We start from the raw sequence: 15909 nt of genomic DNA, 5'->3' as shown, positions 1-15909 counted from the left end.
TGTGTCATATTCCAAAGTGAATGATATATCTTTTCTCGAATTCAGCCTCCAGAATCAAATCCAGAAATTCCTGTAGATTATCTTTTCCAGAGACAATGCTCTTAAACACCCCAAAGTCCTCGTAGTAGAGTTTATGCTCCGGCTGATTTATGATATCTTTTTCAGGTGGCAAGGCACCCTCCGGAATAAAGATAGCTTCATATAGAAAATCCTTTAAAAGATCATATTCATTTTCTTGCATTTTTCGAAATATCATTATTTCCCCATTTCCTCCAAGTATTTCCCCGTAAAAAAATTACTACCTAAATTTTATAATTTTTAGGTAGTAAATCAACTCTTTATTGATATAATCCGGTCTCATACAGCAATTTTCTCTTCAAGTAATCTGCATAACGAAGCAGCATCTCCATTTACGCCATCATACTTAAAGTCAGCCTGTTCAGTATCAAACATTCCATGCTTATTCTCAAGCATATGTTCAACCGGGGGCGGAAGAATTGTTATCTGGAATCTGCATAAAGCTGATCCATCGGCTATAATCCCGGTGCATATTGATAATATCAATGCCGGCGGGACTGACAGTATAATCTGCAGTAAGGCCTTTATAAAGCTTCCTGATTGTTCTCACTAATTGCAATCTTCCTTAGAACCTTTTTGATAAGGAAGGAAAAACCTATTGAAATTACCAGAAGAACAAGACCTGTTGTAAGCATCGTATTTCCCTGGGTCCTTATCACCTCAGACGCCTCAGCAGTTTCAAGTCCTTCACTAGCTGCTGTCAAATCCATTATTAACACTGCAACGAATCCTATACTGTTAATGATTGTATGCATGATTATTGATGTCCAAATGCTCCCACTGGCAAAATTTGCAAGGGCAAATATAATTCCAAGAACAATTGCGTAGCACATCTGATTGATATTAAGATGAATCACTCCAAACATGATCGCAGAAAGAACTGTTGCAATAACAAGTGATGATACTTTTCTTAACCTGTTAAAACAAAATCCCCTTAGCGAAGCCTCCATGCACAGATTGTAGATCAGTTTTTTCTGATAACGGTACCTACGTAGAGTAGAGTTATCCTTCATCGTATTGTTTTCTGGGATATTTTTTCTATCCGGCTGGCTGCCTCCTCCGGAGTAATGCGTGATAGTTCCAGATCTTTAAGTGCATCGCATACGGCAAGGCTTAGGTCTTCGTACTTTATGCCTCTTGTTCCGGCTACATTTGCCTTACCGTTTTCTATAATATAGTCAAGATTCTTTATCCCATCTTTGCTTAGGTTCTTGACATTCAGCTCCATGTCAGCACGGGATGGCATATATTCAAGATACTGATTGACAAGCAGCTCCTGCCCTTCATTTACCAGGTACGCCATGAAACGGAAAGCTGCCTCCTTATGACGGGACTCAGGATTCAGGCAAAGTATTACATCTACATTTGCTGTAACCGGCGACACTTTTCCATCATCATTCCAGTCGATCAGAAAAGCCTCGTGATCAGCTCCTTGTGCATCAAAAACTGCCCTGGTCTTTTCATCACTTACCGTATACATATTCATGGCCCAGGACCCATTTACAAACATAGGTATCCTGCCCTCACGCTGAAACATGTCGTTTACAGTATCGTAAATTGGCATTTTTATTGCATTGTCCTGAAATACTCCATTACTAAATGACTCCTGCCATATTCTGAAGGATTCTATTATAGGCTCAGATTCGAAGGAAGCTTTGCCTTCTATTGCATCATATAAAGCATCCCTGTCACAGTCAGCAGCAATGGACATCCACAGATCAAGATTCATCCAGGAATCCTTTGCACCGATAGCCAGGGGATACTGCCCGTTTTCTTGAAGTATACGGCAGGTTTCCTGCATCTCTTTATATGAAGTCGGGACATCCAGGCCGTAGCTTTTTAGCATATTTACGTCTGCCCACATATATCCGGCGTAGGTCTGTCCAAGCGGAAGGCCATAAACATTTCCGTTATCATCACTCACTCGCGCAAGACACGAATCAAGGAATTTATCCTGAAAGTCTCCTCCCCAGGTATTTTCACAGAACGGCGTCAGATTCTCCTCAAACAGCCTGAATGCATCGAAAGCCGATCCAGAGCTTATCCCATAAACATCAGGTCCGTTCTCTCCAATCAGCTCAACACGCATATGTTCCTGGTATGCGCCTGAGGTGACAAACTTATATTCCACATGAATATCAGGATTCTCTTTTTCAAAGGAATCTATGATCTTGTAGATTGGGCTGTCAGGGCCTGAATCTGCAGGGTTCCAGGTCTGAAAGATTATGGTGGTTTTCCCTTCATATTCGTTGGATCCACAACCTGTAAGAGCACTAAAGCATATAATCATAGATAAAAGAAACAAAGCACCTTTTTTCATAAACACTTTTCCTCGCATCAGCCTATTATCATACGCACCTTAAATCTGTTATCTTCGGCAACATACCGGATCTCACTGTTTGTCTTTTTCACAAAATCAAGGACACTTCTGGTGCCGATGCCATGACCCTCTTTATCCGTAATAGGATACCCGTCTTCATCAAGCTTACACCTTCCTTCACAGGAATTAACGATTTCAAGCAGAAGCTGCTGCTTATATTTTGCAGTAATCTCTATGGAGCGTTCCGTTTCCGGGAGCTTTTCGCAGGCATGGATGGCGTTTTCAAGAAGGTTACTAATAGCTATTGCAAGCTGCATATCATCAACACCTGTTTTATTCGGAATATTTGCAGATACAGTTACCTTTATATCATTCCGCTCTGCAAGCGTCACATAATGCATGAGAGCAGCATTAACAGTCGTATTCTCACAGTAACGTTTACTTGAGCGTGGTTCCTGCGACAATCTCTCTTCAAGGCATTTTCTGGCTTCATCCACTTTTCCATCCTGCAAGAGGGATAAAACCAGTGCCTCAAAATGTCTCCTGTCATGGCGCATTGCCCTGTCCTGAGTCAGGAGTTCTTCAGCTGCACTCAGTCGGTCACGCATGCTATTCGCTGCCATTTCTAATATAGCAGCATCAGATTTCAGCTGATATTCCCTCTGCTTAAGGGCTGTCGAATCAACAAGGGCATAAAGTTTGCCAATGACCTCGCCATCTGCCGATAGCTCTTTTTCCTGAGGTGTATAGTACTTGTCGCCCACCTTAATGATATCCCCTTTTATAACAGCCTCTCGGAGTGTATTCACAACACTCATTGGGGCATCCGTTATTTTCGGATAAAGCTCTTTTGCATGTTCGTTGTAATACTGCAATCTACCATTTTCATCCAGAGCAATAACTCCTTCAGAGAGCCTGTCAACAATATAGTCCCTTGCCATGTCGATAACCCCGAGAAGATTGTATCTGAATATGGCTATGAACATGGAGATAGTGATTGCTACATTTCCGAATATGGAAATATCAAAATAATATGTAATAAAGAATGCATGTGCAATCTGCATGATATAAAGAGCTGCAGCAACTAAGAATCCTCCAAGGATAATGAATACTCGCTTTCTGGCAGTCTTTCCACTGTGCTTCCTTACTGATCGGATCAGCAAAAATAAAATAATGACTATTGCTATGGTCTGATACTGCATAAACACCTTATGTACAATGCCATTCCTGTGCAGCAGAACCGGAAATATCCCGGTCTTATCAAACCATATCTTGGAATAGTAAAGCATATGCTCCTTAAGCGTAAAGATTAGGACATACACAGCTACATTAAACACTAAAAGTATCCTGGCAACATATTTGGGAATTCTGATATGAAGAAGCTCTGTCGTGAACATAAACAGGGAAAAGACTATCCAGACTCTCCCGACGTACGAAAACTTAAGCGCAGTAATGTAAGCATCTTCCGTCTTAGAAAGGAGCTGCAAAAGATACCCTGTATTGCTGACAAGCATTGCAATGCAGTTAAAAAACAGATACCCATGGAGCTTATTTTTGAGATTCCGAAAGACAATAAAGCTCTCAAAAAGCAGGGCAAATATGCTTATTATGATTGCTACCAAAAGAACAGTGCGCACGGTCATTTTTGATTCTTTCCTTTATCAATATGTTTGTATATCAGTGTTGTCCCCATGTGAATCTGTTTGAGAAATACTACTTAATCAATAACCTTTTGTGGCCATTTACAGATTCCTACCTCAAGTGCCCGCTCTTCCTTAAGGTGAAAGTCCGCGTATTTGCAGTACCAGCATCCTTTAAGGCTTGGAATTGCATCCTCTCTTGGGGTGTATGCTGGACAGATGTCCTCCGGCCATACACTTCCGTCTCTCTTTGGTATATCATAATTGTTTGCTTGATTGTCCATTTGGGTGATCTCCTCATGATGAAGTTCTGCTCTCGCTTCGCTCGCCAGAACAAGGTAGTACACTAAGCTTGAAAAAGCCACGCTAAGAGATTACCTTTTACAGCCTATAATCACTCTAAAATTACTCGCCGACAGAACCATAGTCGTCATTTTCATCTTTATGCTTTTTATGTTTATCCATTCTCACAAGCAAAATTGCAAGCGCAAGTCCCATTGCTACTTTTTTTATCATATTGTCTTCCTTTTTCTTTCAAAAATCATTCAGATAAAAAAACGTTGCACCAAAAGCATTCACTCTGCGCCAACCATTCTTCATCTCAAATAGCTTTTCCATGCACTTTTCATAATCAATAGACATGGTTTCATTTCTTATCTTTCTGGATGTTAAGTTAATTCTTGTATCCTGAATATCATTATATCTCATATCTAACCTCCTTAATGTGTATATTCAATATTCATCAGAACTGATTAAACTGCCATCAACGACCTTATGCATCGCTCTGAAGTAGTGACATTTAAGATATATTTATCACTTCTAGATAACCTCTAATCCGTTTACACTTGTTTTGTTCAATTGTGCACTGATTTTTTCATTCAAAAAGGACAGAGATTTTTATCCCTGTCCTCTAAACCTGAGCTATATTGAGATTTGTCACATGCATATCATAATGCTCCTGTACCCAGTCCCTGATTTTCTCATAGGTTGCACTACTGCTATCTTCACAGATACACCCCCTTTATTTCATACTCCAAATTCAACTGTTCCGTCTTCTATACGGTTTAACTGTTCTTCTGGATTTCTGCAATTTTATGGAGTATCCCAGAGAATTCTTCCGAACGTGATTCAAGCAGACCGTGTGTCGCTTCTTCCATCACGAACATTTCTTTTCGGGGAGCGCTCACCTGCTCAAAATATTCGCAGGCAAGCCAATAGTTTGTCTGATAATCCATATCACCGTTTATATTGTAGAAGGGTACTTGATAATCGTATCTGCCAAGCAGCGACAGCTTTGACATATCACCTGTAAAAAACACCATATACGGCTCGAATGACTTTTCACCGTTTTTTACATATCCGATAAAATCCTTAATCGTATAGTTCGGGTTGAAAAGTATCGTAGTGTAGATGTTATAATCTGTGCCGTCTTTCATCATGCCGTAGCCGTACCTGTCCATAATCTCGTTTCTTGCCATAAGAGCATCTACTGTGTCTGCACCATTAGGAGACCATTTTGCAAGCAGTTCCTTTCCCTCTTCATCACCTTCACTCCATTTCTGTGCAGCTTCATACAGTCTTTGTTCATTCTCAGTATAGTCGATGAACTGTCCCGTGCCGATAAATGCGTCATAGTATTCGGGATATTCAAGAGCTAAGTTTGCGCCGAACAGTGAACCCCACGAATGTCCCATAAGAGTTATCTTATCCTTATTCATATAGTCAAGCAGATATTCAGTCATTTCCTTGCCGTCCTGCATCATGATGTCTGCGGTTATGGTATCCGTCTTTGAAGTGTCATAGCTTTTTCCGCAGTTACGCTGATCCCATGTGACTACCGTATAAACATCGCTCCACTTTCTTGTGAACGCATAGTCAAGATGACTTGTTGCGGACCCCGGTCCGCCGTGTAGATACAATAGAACGGGGTTGTCCTTGTCCTGTCCGTAGATGTTTATCCACTGCTTCGTTCCGTTGATATCCACAAGCATAGATTCGTTGATACCGCCGTCAGGCGTTCTGCCGTTTACCGCTCTGCCGATAAGCCTTACTACAAACAATATAATAATTATTGTCACAAGAGCAATCAGTATACCTCGAAGTATTTTACCAATGACTTTAGTTGCTTTTTTCAACATGCTATTTTTCCCTCGCTAGCCAGAACAGTCATCTGATCTCCATTTAAAAAGTAATCACGACTTTCATTTATCACTTCATCTGAATGTTCATAATTTTCTGGTAGGTTGTTCACTACCGTAAGCATCTCAAGGCGAATACTCATCAGACAGTCTATATCATCTTTTGTAGCAATTCTTATTTCCATCATCTTTCACCTACATTCTTTTAGTCAGTTATACTTTCTTTCGCACTGTTGATAACATAATACTCTATCACGAAATAAAAAACAGACCCATGTATGCACTGATTTGGGTCTGTTTTACACTTATTTTTCAAATCTGACGTTATACTGCATCTTCCTTAAGGGCTTCTATGATGTTATCATCCTTGATCTTGCTAATGCTAAGAGCCATACTGATGCCCAGAATTCCAAAGACTGCGATCATTGTGACACCATACATGAGCCAGTCAGGATCGAAGGTAAGCAGCTTCATATCGAAGGTCGAGTACATGATGTAGCTGAGCAAAAGAGATATTGAAAGGCCCCAAATAAGCGCCTTAATGCCGTAAAGAAGCGTTTCAAGCCTTATCATCTTTTTAAACCCTGTATTGTCAAGGCCCACAGATTTATACATGGCGAACTCTTTTCTCCTAAGAAGCACTCCAGTTGATATCGTGTTAACGATATTTGCAATGGCTATAAGGGTAAGAAGAATAGTGAACCCATACATAGCTGTCTTGAGCATCAGCGTGATAGCGTCCATAGCCTTTATTGTAGAGTAAAGGTTAGAACCGTAATAATTGTGGTATCCGCCCTCTTCCAAAATTGAATATATCCTTTCAAGGACTTCTTCTGGACGTGAGGTTTCAACTCCCATATCCAGAACGAGCATATCTTCGGGAAGAACTTCTTTTGCTTTTTCAAAATACATGGAGGCAGGCACATAGACAGCAATATTGGTCTTAGGTGTCATGTTATAGATCTTGTTATTTCCGTCATATTTTACCAGTGCTGCAATCTCTATAGCTGGTGGATTTCCCTGCACCTTATCATAGTGAAGAACCTGTCCCAGGATCTTATCATTGAATACCTCGCTGGGCTTATTTTCACGGAAATAGTCATTGAGCAGAACACCTCTTAAGGTATCGCCATAGTATTCGTCCCTTTCAAGCCCGTTATCTGTAAGGATCTTATCAAAATCCTCATCATCAGCTATGACCACATCCATGCAGTCTAATTTAAGGTCAGCAAATCCACGCGAAAGGAACTTTTTATCAGCAATATCCGTGTTTGCCAGCTCGTAATGTGACTCAGGGGACTTTCTGAACAAAAACTGTATCATACCGGCGCTGTAAACATCATCAACGCCTTCTATCTGCTCTATTTCGCTCCTAAGTTTGTCACTTTCCGAAAGCAGGCAGGATGCTACAACCTGATATGGAAAATCAACCTCATACTGATTGGCTCTTGCAATTGAATTACAGAAAAAGTTGATCGTAAGGAACAAGATCACCGAAACCGCGATAGTAGCGGTAATAACCTTTCCCTTTACACCATTTCTTTTTATATTCTTGTAAGCAAGCTCCCCTTCATATCCAAAGATCTTGCGGATTAGTGGATTCACACGAAGCCCCTTTGCTTTTACCTTTACCACGTTGATCTGTCTGAGCGCATCAATAGGCATAACCTTGGCTGCCCTGATGGCTGGAACAAAGGTTGAAATAAGTATTGTAAGCGCTGCAAAAAACACGATCGCTACAATTACAGAAGGCTCGCATACTACAGGTATACTGCCCCTCATCCCCTCTGCGCCTACAAAAATGTCAGCTTCAAGGATCCTCCTTCCAAGAAATGCCAGGGTGATCCTGGTTCCAATGTAGCCACACAATAGTCCCAAAGGAATACCGATGATTCCAAGAATGAGTCCTTCAAAATAAATTGAGGATCTCTTTTGTCTTGCTGTGGCTCCGACGCTGGCAAGCATTCCCAGATAGCGCATTCTCTCTGTAAGAGACATACCTATGGAATTGAAGATCAAAATGACAGATGTAGCGATCACGATCGCAAGTGCAACTGCCATCATTACGAAAAATGACCTGTAAGAGCCTCCGCTTCCCTCAAAAGCAAAGCAGCTAAGCAGATACTCTGTATTAAGATCGTACTTTTGGATCTCATGATCTGCGATAATGTGCTTGATCTGCTTAAGCGCTGTATGGTCACAGTTTTTAAGCAATATTACCACCTGGGCCTTTTCAGAGTCAGGAAAATAGCCTTCATCCAGGCATCTTATAATATCCCAGCTTCCGGTAGGTTTGTTGCCGTGAAGAATTGCTGTCACTGTGCAGGTCTCAGTGGACAGCGCCTTGAACTGTTCATCTGACCTGTAGTTTCCTCCCAGGTATACTAATTTACCCTGCTCATCGTACATATATCTGTAGCCTTGCTCAAAGGTAAGGGTATCTCCGATTTTAAGATCCTCCAGGCCATTATCAATAAGGAACTGCTCTTCAACTGCTATCTCGGAGGAATTCGTTGGAAGGACTCCATCATAGTCTGATATTACCCTCATTGACATATATACAGGATCTGCCTGCTCAATATTTCCAATGCTAAAGCGCTCTTCTCTGCCGCTATTAAGTCTTACACCAGTTTTCTGCTCCGTTGTATCGCACAGACCAACGCTTTCAATCCTGTCATCCTCTGACAGTGATACGTATTGCTGATACGTGATCTCACTGAACTGAGCATGTACGTTTCCGTCAGACTGTATTGACAGATAACCAAAAAACTTAAAGAAAGAAAATACACCCAAAATAATGGCGCTTATAAGTGCCGTCGATGCCACAATTCCAAGTATTGTTACCACCGATCTTTTCTTGTTTCCAAGAAGGTGTCTAAGTGTCAGGGTTGATACAATGTTCATGATGCCATCACCCCTTCTTTCCCCGAATCTCTTGTTATCCGGCCATCCTCGATGGTAATAACTCTGTCAGCAGAAAGAGCTATCTTTTCATCATGGGTGATTATGATGACCGTCTGGTTGTTTTCCTTATTGAACTTTCGAAGAAGCGATATGATCTCCTTACTGTTCTCAGAATCCAGGTTACCTGTGGGCTCGTCTGCAAGAAGCAGAGCTGGATGATTCATAAGCGCCCTACCTATTGATACCCTCTGCTGCTGACCTCCGGAGAGCTGATTTGGAAGATGTGATAATCTCTCTTTTAATCCAAGCTTTTCCACAAGGTCATTAAGGAGCTTCTTGTCAGGCTTTTTTCCATCCAGAAGGATTGGAAGTGTCATATTCTCTTCCACGTTCAAGATCGGAATAAGGTTGTAAAACTGATAAATAAGTCCGATATTTCTTCTTCGAAAGATCGCAAGCTTGGTCTCATCAAGTTTTCCGATGTCCGTACCTGCGATGTTGCAGCTTCCCGATGTAGGGACGTCAACCCCGCCAAGAATATGGAGCAGTGTAGACTTGCCAGACCCGGAAGGGCCTACGATTGCCACAAACTCTCCCTGTTCTATATCAAAAGAGACATCTTTAAGAGCATCAACTCTTGTCTCTCCTGTCCCATATACTTTACAAAGGTTTCTGATTTCCAAAATGTTCATTTTTGTTTTGTCTCCCTTCTTAAACATATTTTCATTGTCTAAGAAAAGTTTAGTTTTCCATGCTTACAATCCCGTGACTTTTCCATTACAATTTTGTAATATTGTCGGTCTTTTGAAACTTGTCTCAAATGATCGTCTTATAAAACCGCACAGAGAACTTTGTCCCCACACCTTCGGTGCTTTCAACAATGATGTCGCCATGCTGGCTGGTAATAATGGTCTTTGAAAGAGCAAGCCCTATACCAACGCTGTCCTTGCCGGCATTTTTACCCTTATAGAACCTTTCAAAAATATGCGGAAGGTCTTCCCCTGCTATTCCGCAGCCGGTATCTTCTATTGTGATCTCCTTATAGATATTGGTATCCGACGTACTTATAGATAGCAGATCTCCACTCTCCATATGTTCAATGCAGTTTTTCACAATATTTTGAAGCGCTTCTATAGTCCAGTTTCTGTCGCAGTTAAAAGAAATATCAGAAATTTGTTTTTTACAGCTTATATTTTTAAGTTCCATCTGAATTTCAAAGGCTTTTATGACTTCCTGAACAAGGAGCCCAGCCTGTACTTGTTCAGGCTTCATGGTTATGGTCCCTGCATCGATCTTTGATAATTTTAAAAGCGTCTGAATAAGCCAGCTCATCCTGTCCAGCTGATTTGACTGGGTTGTAAGAAATTCCTTTCGTTTCCCTTCATCATCCTCTGTCTTTAAAAGATCGTTCATGACGATCATGGATGTCAGAGGAGTCTTGAGCTGATGACTGATATCTGCTATGGCATTTGAAAGTGCCAGCTTATCTTTTGATAAAAGATCTTTTTGATAATTAAGAGTAGATGTTGCCTTGTAGATGTTTGTCTTAAGAAGTGACAGTTCGCCCTCTTCCTGATCCAGAATACCAGGGGCTTCATCTCCGGCAAGAACTCTTACAAGATAAGAATTCAGTGCATCAATATCAGCATATCTTCGCCTTGTGATCATCACAAACCCTGTTGTAATGCCTATTCCCAGGATCAATACCAAAACAGCTGCAGCTACGCCACAAATTGCATATCCACATACAGAAAGAGCAGCTGTAAAAACAGCTGCCGTAATAAACATAAACTTGAATTCCTTATTTCTGAACATTTTGCAATTCCCCAATCATGCTAATACTGTTCTCACAAAATCTGCATATCACTTTTCAAGTATATACCCAAGTCCTCTGACGGTTTTAATGATCTGAGGGTTAGCCGGGTCTTTTTCTATCTTATCCCTAAGTCTTTTAATGTAGACAGTAAGAGTATTATCGTTGACAAAATCACCGCTTACATCCCACATCTCTTCAAGGAGCTGACTTCTTGACATAACAACGCCCCTGTTATTATAAAATGCTAAAAGCAATCTGTACTCCAGGGCAGTAAGCTCAACCATTTCCTCTTTTTCAGTCGACTCATCCAATAAGCCAACTTTAGCTTCGCCAGTATGAATGCGGACGTTTTTTATTTCAAGGATCCCGCTTCTCTCCGCTCCGGAATTAGCCAACCCTTTGCCACTTCTTCTAAGAACAGTCTTGATCCTGGCCATGAGCTCATTGATCCTGAAGGGCTTGCACACGTAATCATCTGCACCCATCTCAAGGCCCATGACCACGTTGACTTCTGCATCGCTTGCTGTAAGAAAGATTACCGGAACATCCTCTTTTTCTTTGATGAATTTGCACACATCATAGCCATTTCCATCCGGAAGATTGATATCCAGGATGCATATATCAAATGTATTTATGCTAAAGGCGTCTTCTGCATCTGCCTTTGTTTTAACATGAACGACCTCATACCCCTCTTTTTCCAGAGAGTACTTAAGCCCCATTCCAATTGCGTCATCATCTTCAAGTAAAAACAGCTTCATTTCATGTGCTCCTCCACACATATTACTATACTACCAGCCAAAGCTCCTTGTTCATCTATATATAAAGATTATAAGCAGAGTAGTGCTAATAATCCATATGAAGCAAGTCCCACACAAACCTCCAATACTTCATGAAGCCGTCTGGGCAAGTGGGTCTGACTGATGTTCACCTGCAAGATTATTAAGCCAGCGCTCTTTCTTTAGCCAAAAATAAAATATAATGGTCCTGACAATATCCAGAAGCTTTACGCAAAGGTACATCTGTACCGGGCCGAAATCGGTATATCGTGCAAGCAGGAAAAGCATAGGGAGCATGACCACTATTGTTATTCCGGCATCTGCATATGCCCCCATCTTCGTGTCGCCACCGGATCTTGCAATAGCCTGCTGTGCGTTTACAAGTACCCATACAGGCATAAAAAACGCCATAAGTATTACCATGCTCCTTGAAATTGCAATAGCACTTGGACTTAGCTTTCCAAACACAACAGGAATGATAAGTGTTGTAGCAAATCCGACAAAAGTCATGGCAACACCAAATACGATAGCTCCTGATAAAAGCCAAGTCTTTTCTCTGCGGGCTTTTTCAAGATTTCCCTCACCAAGGGTTTTTCCAATTATTACGGTAGTTGCTGAGTAGATTCCACCAAATGCTACAAAAAACAGGTTAGCTATGGCAAAGCTCGATGCCATACCTGAAACTACATCTGCTCCGCCTCTTCCGTTATAGATAGCCGTCGTTAAGGTTTCTGAAAGAACCCAGGTCATCTCACATAAAAGCATCAGAGCACCTTTCTTTAATATTTCCTTAAACAGCTTTCCATCTACCATGAAATCTCTGTTTAAACGAATTGCAAAATCAGGTCTGCTTTTATAATAAATAAATACAAATATTACAAACTCCAATGTTCTGGCTATAACAGTTGCATAAGCAGCTCCTCGTACCCCAAGTGCACGGAAGCCAAAATTTCCATATATAAGAAGATAATTGAATACCGTGTTTGTAAGTGTTGCAATTACAGTTACAACAAGAGGTGTTTTAACTCTTCCCATATCCCTAAGTGAACTGGCAATGCAAATAGAAATGATCATGGGAATTCCCACAACAGCCATGATCCGCATGTATGGAACTGCCTCATCAAGGATAAGAGGCGCCTGTGTATTTCCAATAACCATCAGCGATAAAATTTCTCTTGGATATACAAGGCACACCATAAGGTATGGAATGAGCGCCACAAGTCCGGCAAGCAATTTAAACATAAATGCCTGCTGCATTCCGCCACGGTCTTTTGCACCAAAAAACTGCGTAAGGAATATTCCACCGGTCATAGTGATCGTGTTCATTAAGACCATAAACACAAAAAGCACCTGACCGGCAATATTTACACCCGACATTGATATATCACCAAGCCCTGAAACCATAAAATTATCAATAAGCGACACCATGCTCTGAATAAGCTGTTGAAGCATTATTGGTACTGCTATCGCCAGTACGTTTTTATAAAATTTTCCATCTCCAAAAATCGTATTCTTTTTTTCCATCACTCTAATTCTCCCTAACTCTAGTCTGTTTGCTCACCATCCCACAATCATTACATTATCACCAAATAAAAAACAGACCCTTTGTTTCACTCAATTGGGTCTGTTTTACACTGAAATTCAAATCTAGAGTCTTACTCAGTATATTTATATTTTTTCATAATCTGACCGGAGATTATACATATGGCTGTTCCTGTCACACCAAGAATAAACATCATCATTGCGGCACCTGAACCCTTACCGCTTCCGAAAAGAAAAGTCCAGAATGGATCATTACTTTTCAATGCCATAAACGGTTCGCAGATCTTGTCTACAAAGAGTCCGCCAAGGAAAAGTCCGATCGGAATAGTAAAGAACTGCAGAGTATTCCTGCAAGCGTATACTCTTCCCTGAAGCTCTATTGGAATGACATTCCGCATTATTACATTCTGGTTGGCTGCCATGAGTGGAACAAACACCCATCCTATTATCTGGCCTATGCACCATAAAACAGAGCTTCTTGCAAAGGCTAGTAAAAAATTCTCTATCCCCAGCGCAAAAAGCATCGTGAGATATATGACTCTTACCCTGTCCTTGGGCTTTGGCAGGATCATTGGAAGGAAACTTCCTGCTACCATGGCCAGTCCTGAGCATGCTGTTACGATCCCATAAACATTGTTACCTTTTTGAGGTATGACAAGGGCCGGAAGTACTGCATCAAAGGCTGAAGCTGTGAGGTTAACCCCCGCCATAAACAGTATTACGGTAAGTATGAGCGGAGTTTCTTTTAGGAACTTTAGCCCCTCTTTAGCCAGTTTGATCACGTTTTCGTCCTTACTTGTTCCGTCCTTGATCTCAGGTAATTTTATAAAGAACAATAATGCCACAAATGCTATGGCAAAAGACAGAAGATCTACGGCGATAACCGTATCCAACCCTGCCAATCCATAAAGTGCTGCAGCTATCAGCGGATTGCCAATTGAAATAAGCGAACGTGACAACTGCTGAAAGCCACTGGTCTTTTGATAATGCTCTTTTGGAACGATAAGTGAATATGCCACTTCCGAAGCAGGCTGCTGAACAGTGTTCATAAGACCTGAAAAGGCATTGATGGCATATAGATGCCACATGGTCAGCGTATCTGTTTTATACAGCACAAATACAGCTACCGTCGTAAGCGCCGCTAAAAGATCGCATATGAGCATGGTTTTCTTTTTGTCGAATTTATCTGTTATAGCTCCGGCAAAAATGCTCATAATGACATATGGCGCATAAGTGCATATCGTAAGCGCTGCTGTACTCAGCGCTGATCCAGTTTTTTCATACATCCAAAGCGTAAGCGCAAATCCTGTTATTGCACTTCCAAGCTGTGATAAGCTCTGTGTGATCCAGATTATGTAAAAATCTCTTAATTCCTTTATTCTGTTTTTCATTATTATTTAACCTCCATACAAATATTTTTCATCTGCATGGAGCATATACACTGCAATTGATCATGTCCTTCCTCCTATTTTCAATCATAAAATGGTTATCACCTATTGGACAACGTACTCTTTTTCCAGCATATCAGCGCAATTATAACCATGTATATCGCTGACAAAACCACATAAAACCAAATATCAACCTGTAAGAAACAATACAGGAAATTAAAGCAAAAGTGTATCACTATGCCATAGATCAGATTGTCATTCTTTTGCATGAAAAGATTCATGATAAAGCAAAGTCCCGTCATTACGATGACATTGGATAGAACGTATGGTATCATCTGGATTCCCATATAATCTGAATCTACAAACCAGAGTATGGTATGCCAGAATGCCCATATAACTCCCTGTATCACTGATGCACTGAAAAAACTGTATTTTGCATTAAGGTATGGGCGAAGATATCCTCTCCAGCCTGACTCTTCTCCTGTTGGCCCCGTTGTGATCGAGAATAAAAATGACGCCCAGAACGGGTAGGATCCAAGATTCCAGTACTCACCAAATGCCTTCCCCTGAATCAAGGACAAAACAAATACTGTAATAATAGTAGCTCCAAGAGTAAGTATAGCTGAAGCTACCAGCGTTACTATGCTTATCTTTCCACCAAAAGCTTTTTTGTAAAAATCAGCAATACTGCGGTCAGGGCAAAAATACTTAAAACCTATAAGCAACACAATTGTCGGTGCCCATGCGCAGATATTGGATAAAATCCTCATTACAACCGGAGGGCAGTGAAATACCATGCTTGCTGTCCCGCATAATCCCAGCACCATAAACCAAAATACAAAATAGCTTAGACCTACGTACCATTTTACACGTTTTTCCATATATTGTTATGTCTCCTTCATATCATCACTTTATCACCAAGCAGAAAACAGCCCCGAGATTACACTCATTTGGGGCTGTTTTTCGGCTCTTCAGGGGTAATGGTGGGTGAAAAATGCCATCATCCCCAGCATTTATGCTGATCATGCGCCTCGAGGTTTTCTGTTAGGAAGTGGAATACTCAAATCCGAGCATACTAAGTAGACCATATCGAGCATGTTTTGGATGTTGCGAAAACCATATGCCTTACGGATAATCAGCTTGATTTTGTTATTAGTAGCTTCAATTCGAGCGTTACTCATGCCTAGCCTTATTGCATTCAGTATGTGCTCCCTGTGACGTTTGATCTTGAGGTAAAGTTCCTTGAAAGCACCAATCCTGCTGTGACTTGCCCACCAGAGCCAACGATTGAGGGCGTCCTCTGCCTC

At 41.1% G+C, this 15909-nt stretch carries 16 protein-coding genes; all 16 read right to left on the bottom strand.

The window, feature by feature from the left end; translation table 11 throughout:
• Positions 1-4: 4 nt before the first annotated feature.
• Positions 5-256, bottom strand: coding sequence for a hypothetical protein (locus G602_RS0112450; RefSeq protein WP_026659317.1), 252 nt, complete (start codon positions 254-256; stop codon positions 5-7).
• Between the two features lie 346 nt (positions 257-602).
• A complete protein-coding gene (locus G602_RS0112440; RefSeq protein ID WP_026659314.1) occupies positions 603-1091 on the bottom strand; it encodes a CPBP family intramembrane glutamic endopeptidase in 489 nt (162 codons plus the stop codon).
• Positions 1088-2398, bottom strand: a complete 1311-nt coding sequence (locus G602_RS0112435) for an ABC transporter substrate-binding protein (RefSeq protein WP_026659312.1) — start codon at positions 2396-2398, stop codon at positions 1088-1090. Before G602_RS0112435 ends, G602_RS0112440 begins: the two co-directional genes overlap by 4 nt.
• A 17-nt stretch (positions 2399-2415) precedes the next feature.
• Positions 2416-4041: a histidine kinase N-terminal 7TM domain-containing protein gene (locus G602_RS28965; protein WP_081675996.1), complete on the bottom strand. Its 1626-nt coding sequence runs from the start codon at positions 4039-4041 to the stop codon at positions 2416-2418.
• A 74-nt stretch (positions 4042-4115) separates the two neighbouring features.
• Positions 4116-4322, bottom strand: coding sequence for a hypothetical protein (locus G602_RS0112420; RefSeq protein ID WP_026659310.1), 207 nt, complete (start codon positions 4320-4322; stop codon positions 4116-4118).
• 250 nt (positions 4323-4572) lie between these two features.
• A complete protein-coding gene (locus tag G602_RS30440; protein WP_155829852.1) occupies positions 4573-4746 on the bottom strand; it encodes a hypothetical protein in 174 nt (57 codons plus the stop codon).
• 356 nt (positions 4747-5102) lie between these two features.
• On the bottom strand, positions 5103-6176 hold the full coding sequence (locus G602_RS0112405) for an alpha/beta fold hydrolase (protein WP_155829850.1): 1074 nt from the start codon (positions 6174-6176) through the stop codon (positions 5103-5105).
• Complete coding sequence (locus tag G602_RS26435; RefSeq protein WP_196808661.1) at positions 6170-6364, bottom strand: hypothetical protein; 195 nt, start codon at positions 6362-6364, stop codon at positions 6170-6172. The genes G602_RS0112405 and G602_RS26435 overlap by 7 nt, the downstream gene beginning before the upstream one ends.
• A 136-nt stretch (positions 6365-6500) precedes the next feature.
• Complete coding sequence (locus G602_RS0112395) at positions 6501-9080, bottom strand: ABC transporter permease (RefSeq protein WP_026659307.1); 2580 nt, start codon at positions 9078-9080, stop codon at positions 6501-6503.
• Positions 9077-9772 (bottom strand): ABC transporter ATP-binding protein, encoded by a 696-nt coding sequence (locus G602_RS0112390; RefSeq protein WP_026659306.1) that lies wholly within the window; start codon positions 9770-9772, stop codon positions 9077-9079. The genes G602_RS0112395 and G602_RS0112390 overlap by 4 nt, the downstream gene beginning before the upstream one ends.
• Before the next feature lie 124 nt (positions 9773-9896).
• The gene (locus G602_RS0112385; protein ID WP_026659305.1) at positions 9897-10895 is read right to left on the bottom strand and encodes a sensor histidine kinase; all 999 of its coding nucleotides are present in this window, start codon (positions 10893-10895) and stop codon (positions 9897-9899) included.
• Between the two features lie 48 nt (positions 10896-10943).
• Positions 10944-11654 carry a response regulator transcription factor gene (locus G602_RS0112380; protein ID WP_026659304.1) on the bottom strand — a complete coding sequence of 237 codons (711 nt, stop codon included), beginning with the start codon at positions 11652-11654 and terminating at the stop codon, positions 10944-10946.
• Between the two features lie 129 nt (positions 11655-11783).
• Complete coding sequence (locus G602_RS26430) at positions 11784-13196, bottom strand: MATE family efflux transporter (protein ID WP_044932003.1); 1413 nt, start codon at positions 13194-13196, stop codon at positions 11784-11786.
• Between the two features lie 131 nt (positions 13197-13327).
• The gene (locus G602_RS0112370) at positions 13328-14605 is read right to left on the bottom strand and encodes an MFS transporter (protein WP_026659302.1); all 1278 of its coding nucleotides are present in this window, start codon (positions 14603-14605) and stop codon (positions 13328-13330) included.
• Between the two features lie 98 nt (positions 14606-14703).
• Positions 14704-15483: a CPBP family intramembrane glutamic endopeptidase gene (locus G602_RS26425; RefSeq protein WP_044932001.1), complete on the bottom strand. Its 780-nt coding sequence runs from the start codon at positions 15481-15483 to the stop codon at positions 14704-14706.
• Positions 15484-15624: 141 nt separating this feature from the next.
• The coding region (locus tag G602_RS0112360) for a transposase (protein WP_026659301.1) at positions 15625-15909 on the bottom strand (285 nt) is incomplete at its 5' end.

The sequence above is a fragment of the Butyrivibrio sp. AC2005 genome, assembly GCF_000424145.1.
GTDB lineage: Bacteria > Bacillota > Clostridia > Lachnospirales > Lachnospiraceae > Butyrivibrio.
This window is presented reverse-complemented; position numbering and strand designations above follow the sequence as displayed.

Coding starts and splice junctions, on each gene's coding strand:
- G602_RS0112450 (WP_026659317.1), bottom strand. CDS start 256: ATGATATTTCGAAAAATGCAAGAAAATGAATATGATCTTTTAAAGGAT.
- G602_RS0112440 (WP_026659314.1), bottom strand. CDS start 1,091: ATGAAGGATAACTCTACTCTACGTAGGTACCGTTATCAGAAAAAACTG.
- G602_RS0112435 (WP_026659312.1), bottom strand. CDS start 2,398: ATGAAAAAAGGTGCTTTGTTTCTTTTATCTATGATTATATGCTTTAGT.
- G602_RS28965 (WP_081675996.1), bottom strand. CDS start 4,041: ATGACCGTGCGCACTGTTCTTTTGGTAGCAATCATAATAAGCATATTT.
- G602_RS0112420 (WP_026659310.1), bottom strand. CDS start 4,322: ATGGACAATCAAGCAAACAATTATGATATACCAAAGAGAGACGGAAGT.
- G602_RS30440 (WP_155829852.1), bottom strand. CDS start 4,746: ATGAGATATAATGATATTCAGGATACAAGAATTAACTTAACATCCAGA.
- G602_RS0112405 (WP_155829850.1), bottom strand. CDS start 6,176: ATGTTGAAAAAAGCAACTAAAGTCATTGGTAAAATACTTCGAGGTATA.
- G602_RS26435 (WP_196808661.1), bottom strand. CDS start 6,364: ATGATGGAAATAAGAATTGCTACAAAAGATGATATAGACTGTCTGATG.
- G602_RS0112395 (WP_026659307.1), bottom strand. CDS start 9,080: ATGAACATTGTATCAACCCTGACACTTAGACACCTTCTTGGAAACAAG.
- G602_RS0112390 (WP_026659306.1), bottom strand. CDS start 9,772: ATGAACATTTTGGAAATCAGAAACCTTTGTAAAGTATATGGGACAGGA.
- G602_RS0112385 (WP_026659305.1), bottom strand. CDS start 10,895: ATGTTCAGAAATAAGGAATTCAAGTTTATGTTTATTACGGCAGCTGTT.
- G602_RS0112380 (WP_026659304.1), bottom strand. CDS start 11,654: ATGAAGCTGTTTTTACTTGAAGATGATGACGCAATTGGAATGGGGCTT.
- G602_RS26430 (WP_044932003.1), bottom strand. CDS start 13,196: ATGGAAAAAAAGAATACGATTTTTGGAGATGGAAAATTTTATAAAAAC.
- G602_RS0112370 (WP_026659302.1), bottom strand. CDS start 14,605: ATGAAAAACAGAATAAAGGAATTAAGAGATTTTTACATAATCTGGATC.
- G602_RS26425 (WP_044932001.1), bottom strand. CDS start 15,483: ATGGAAAAACGTGTAAAATGGTACGTAGGTCTAAGCTATTTTGTATTT.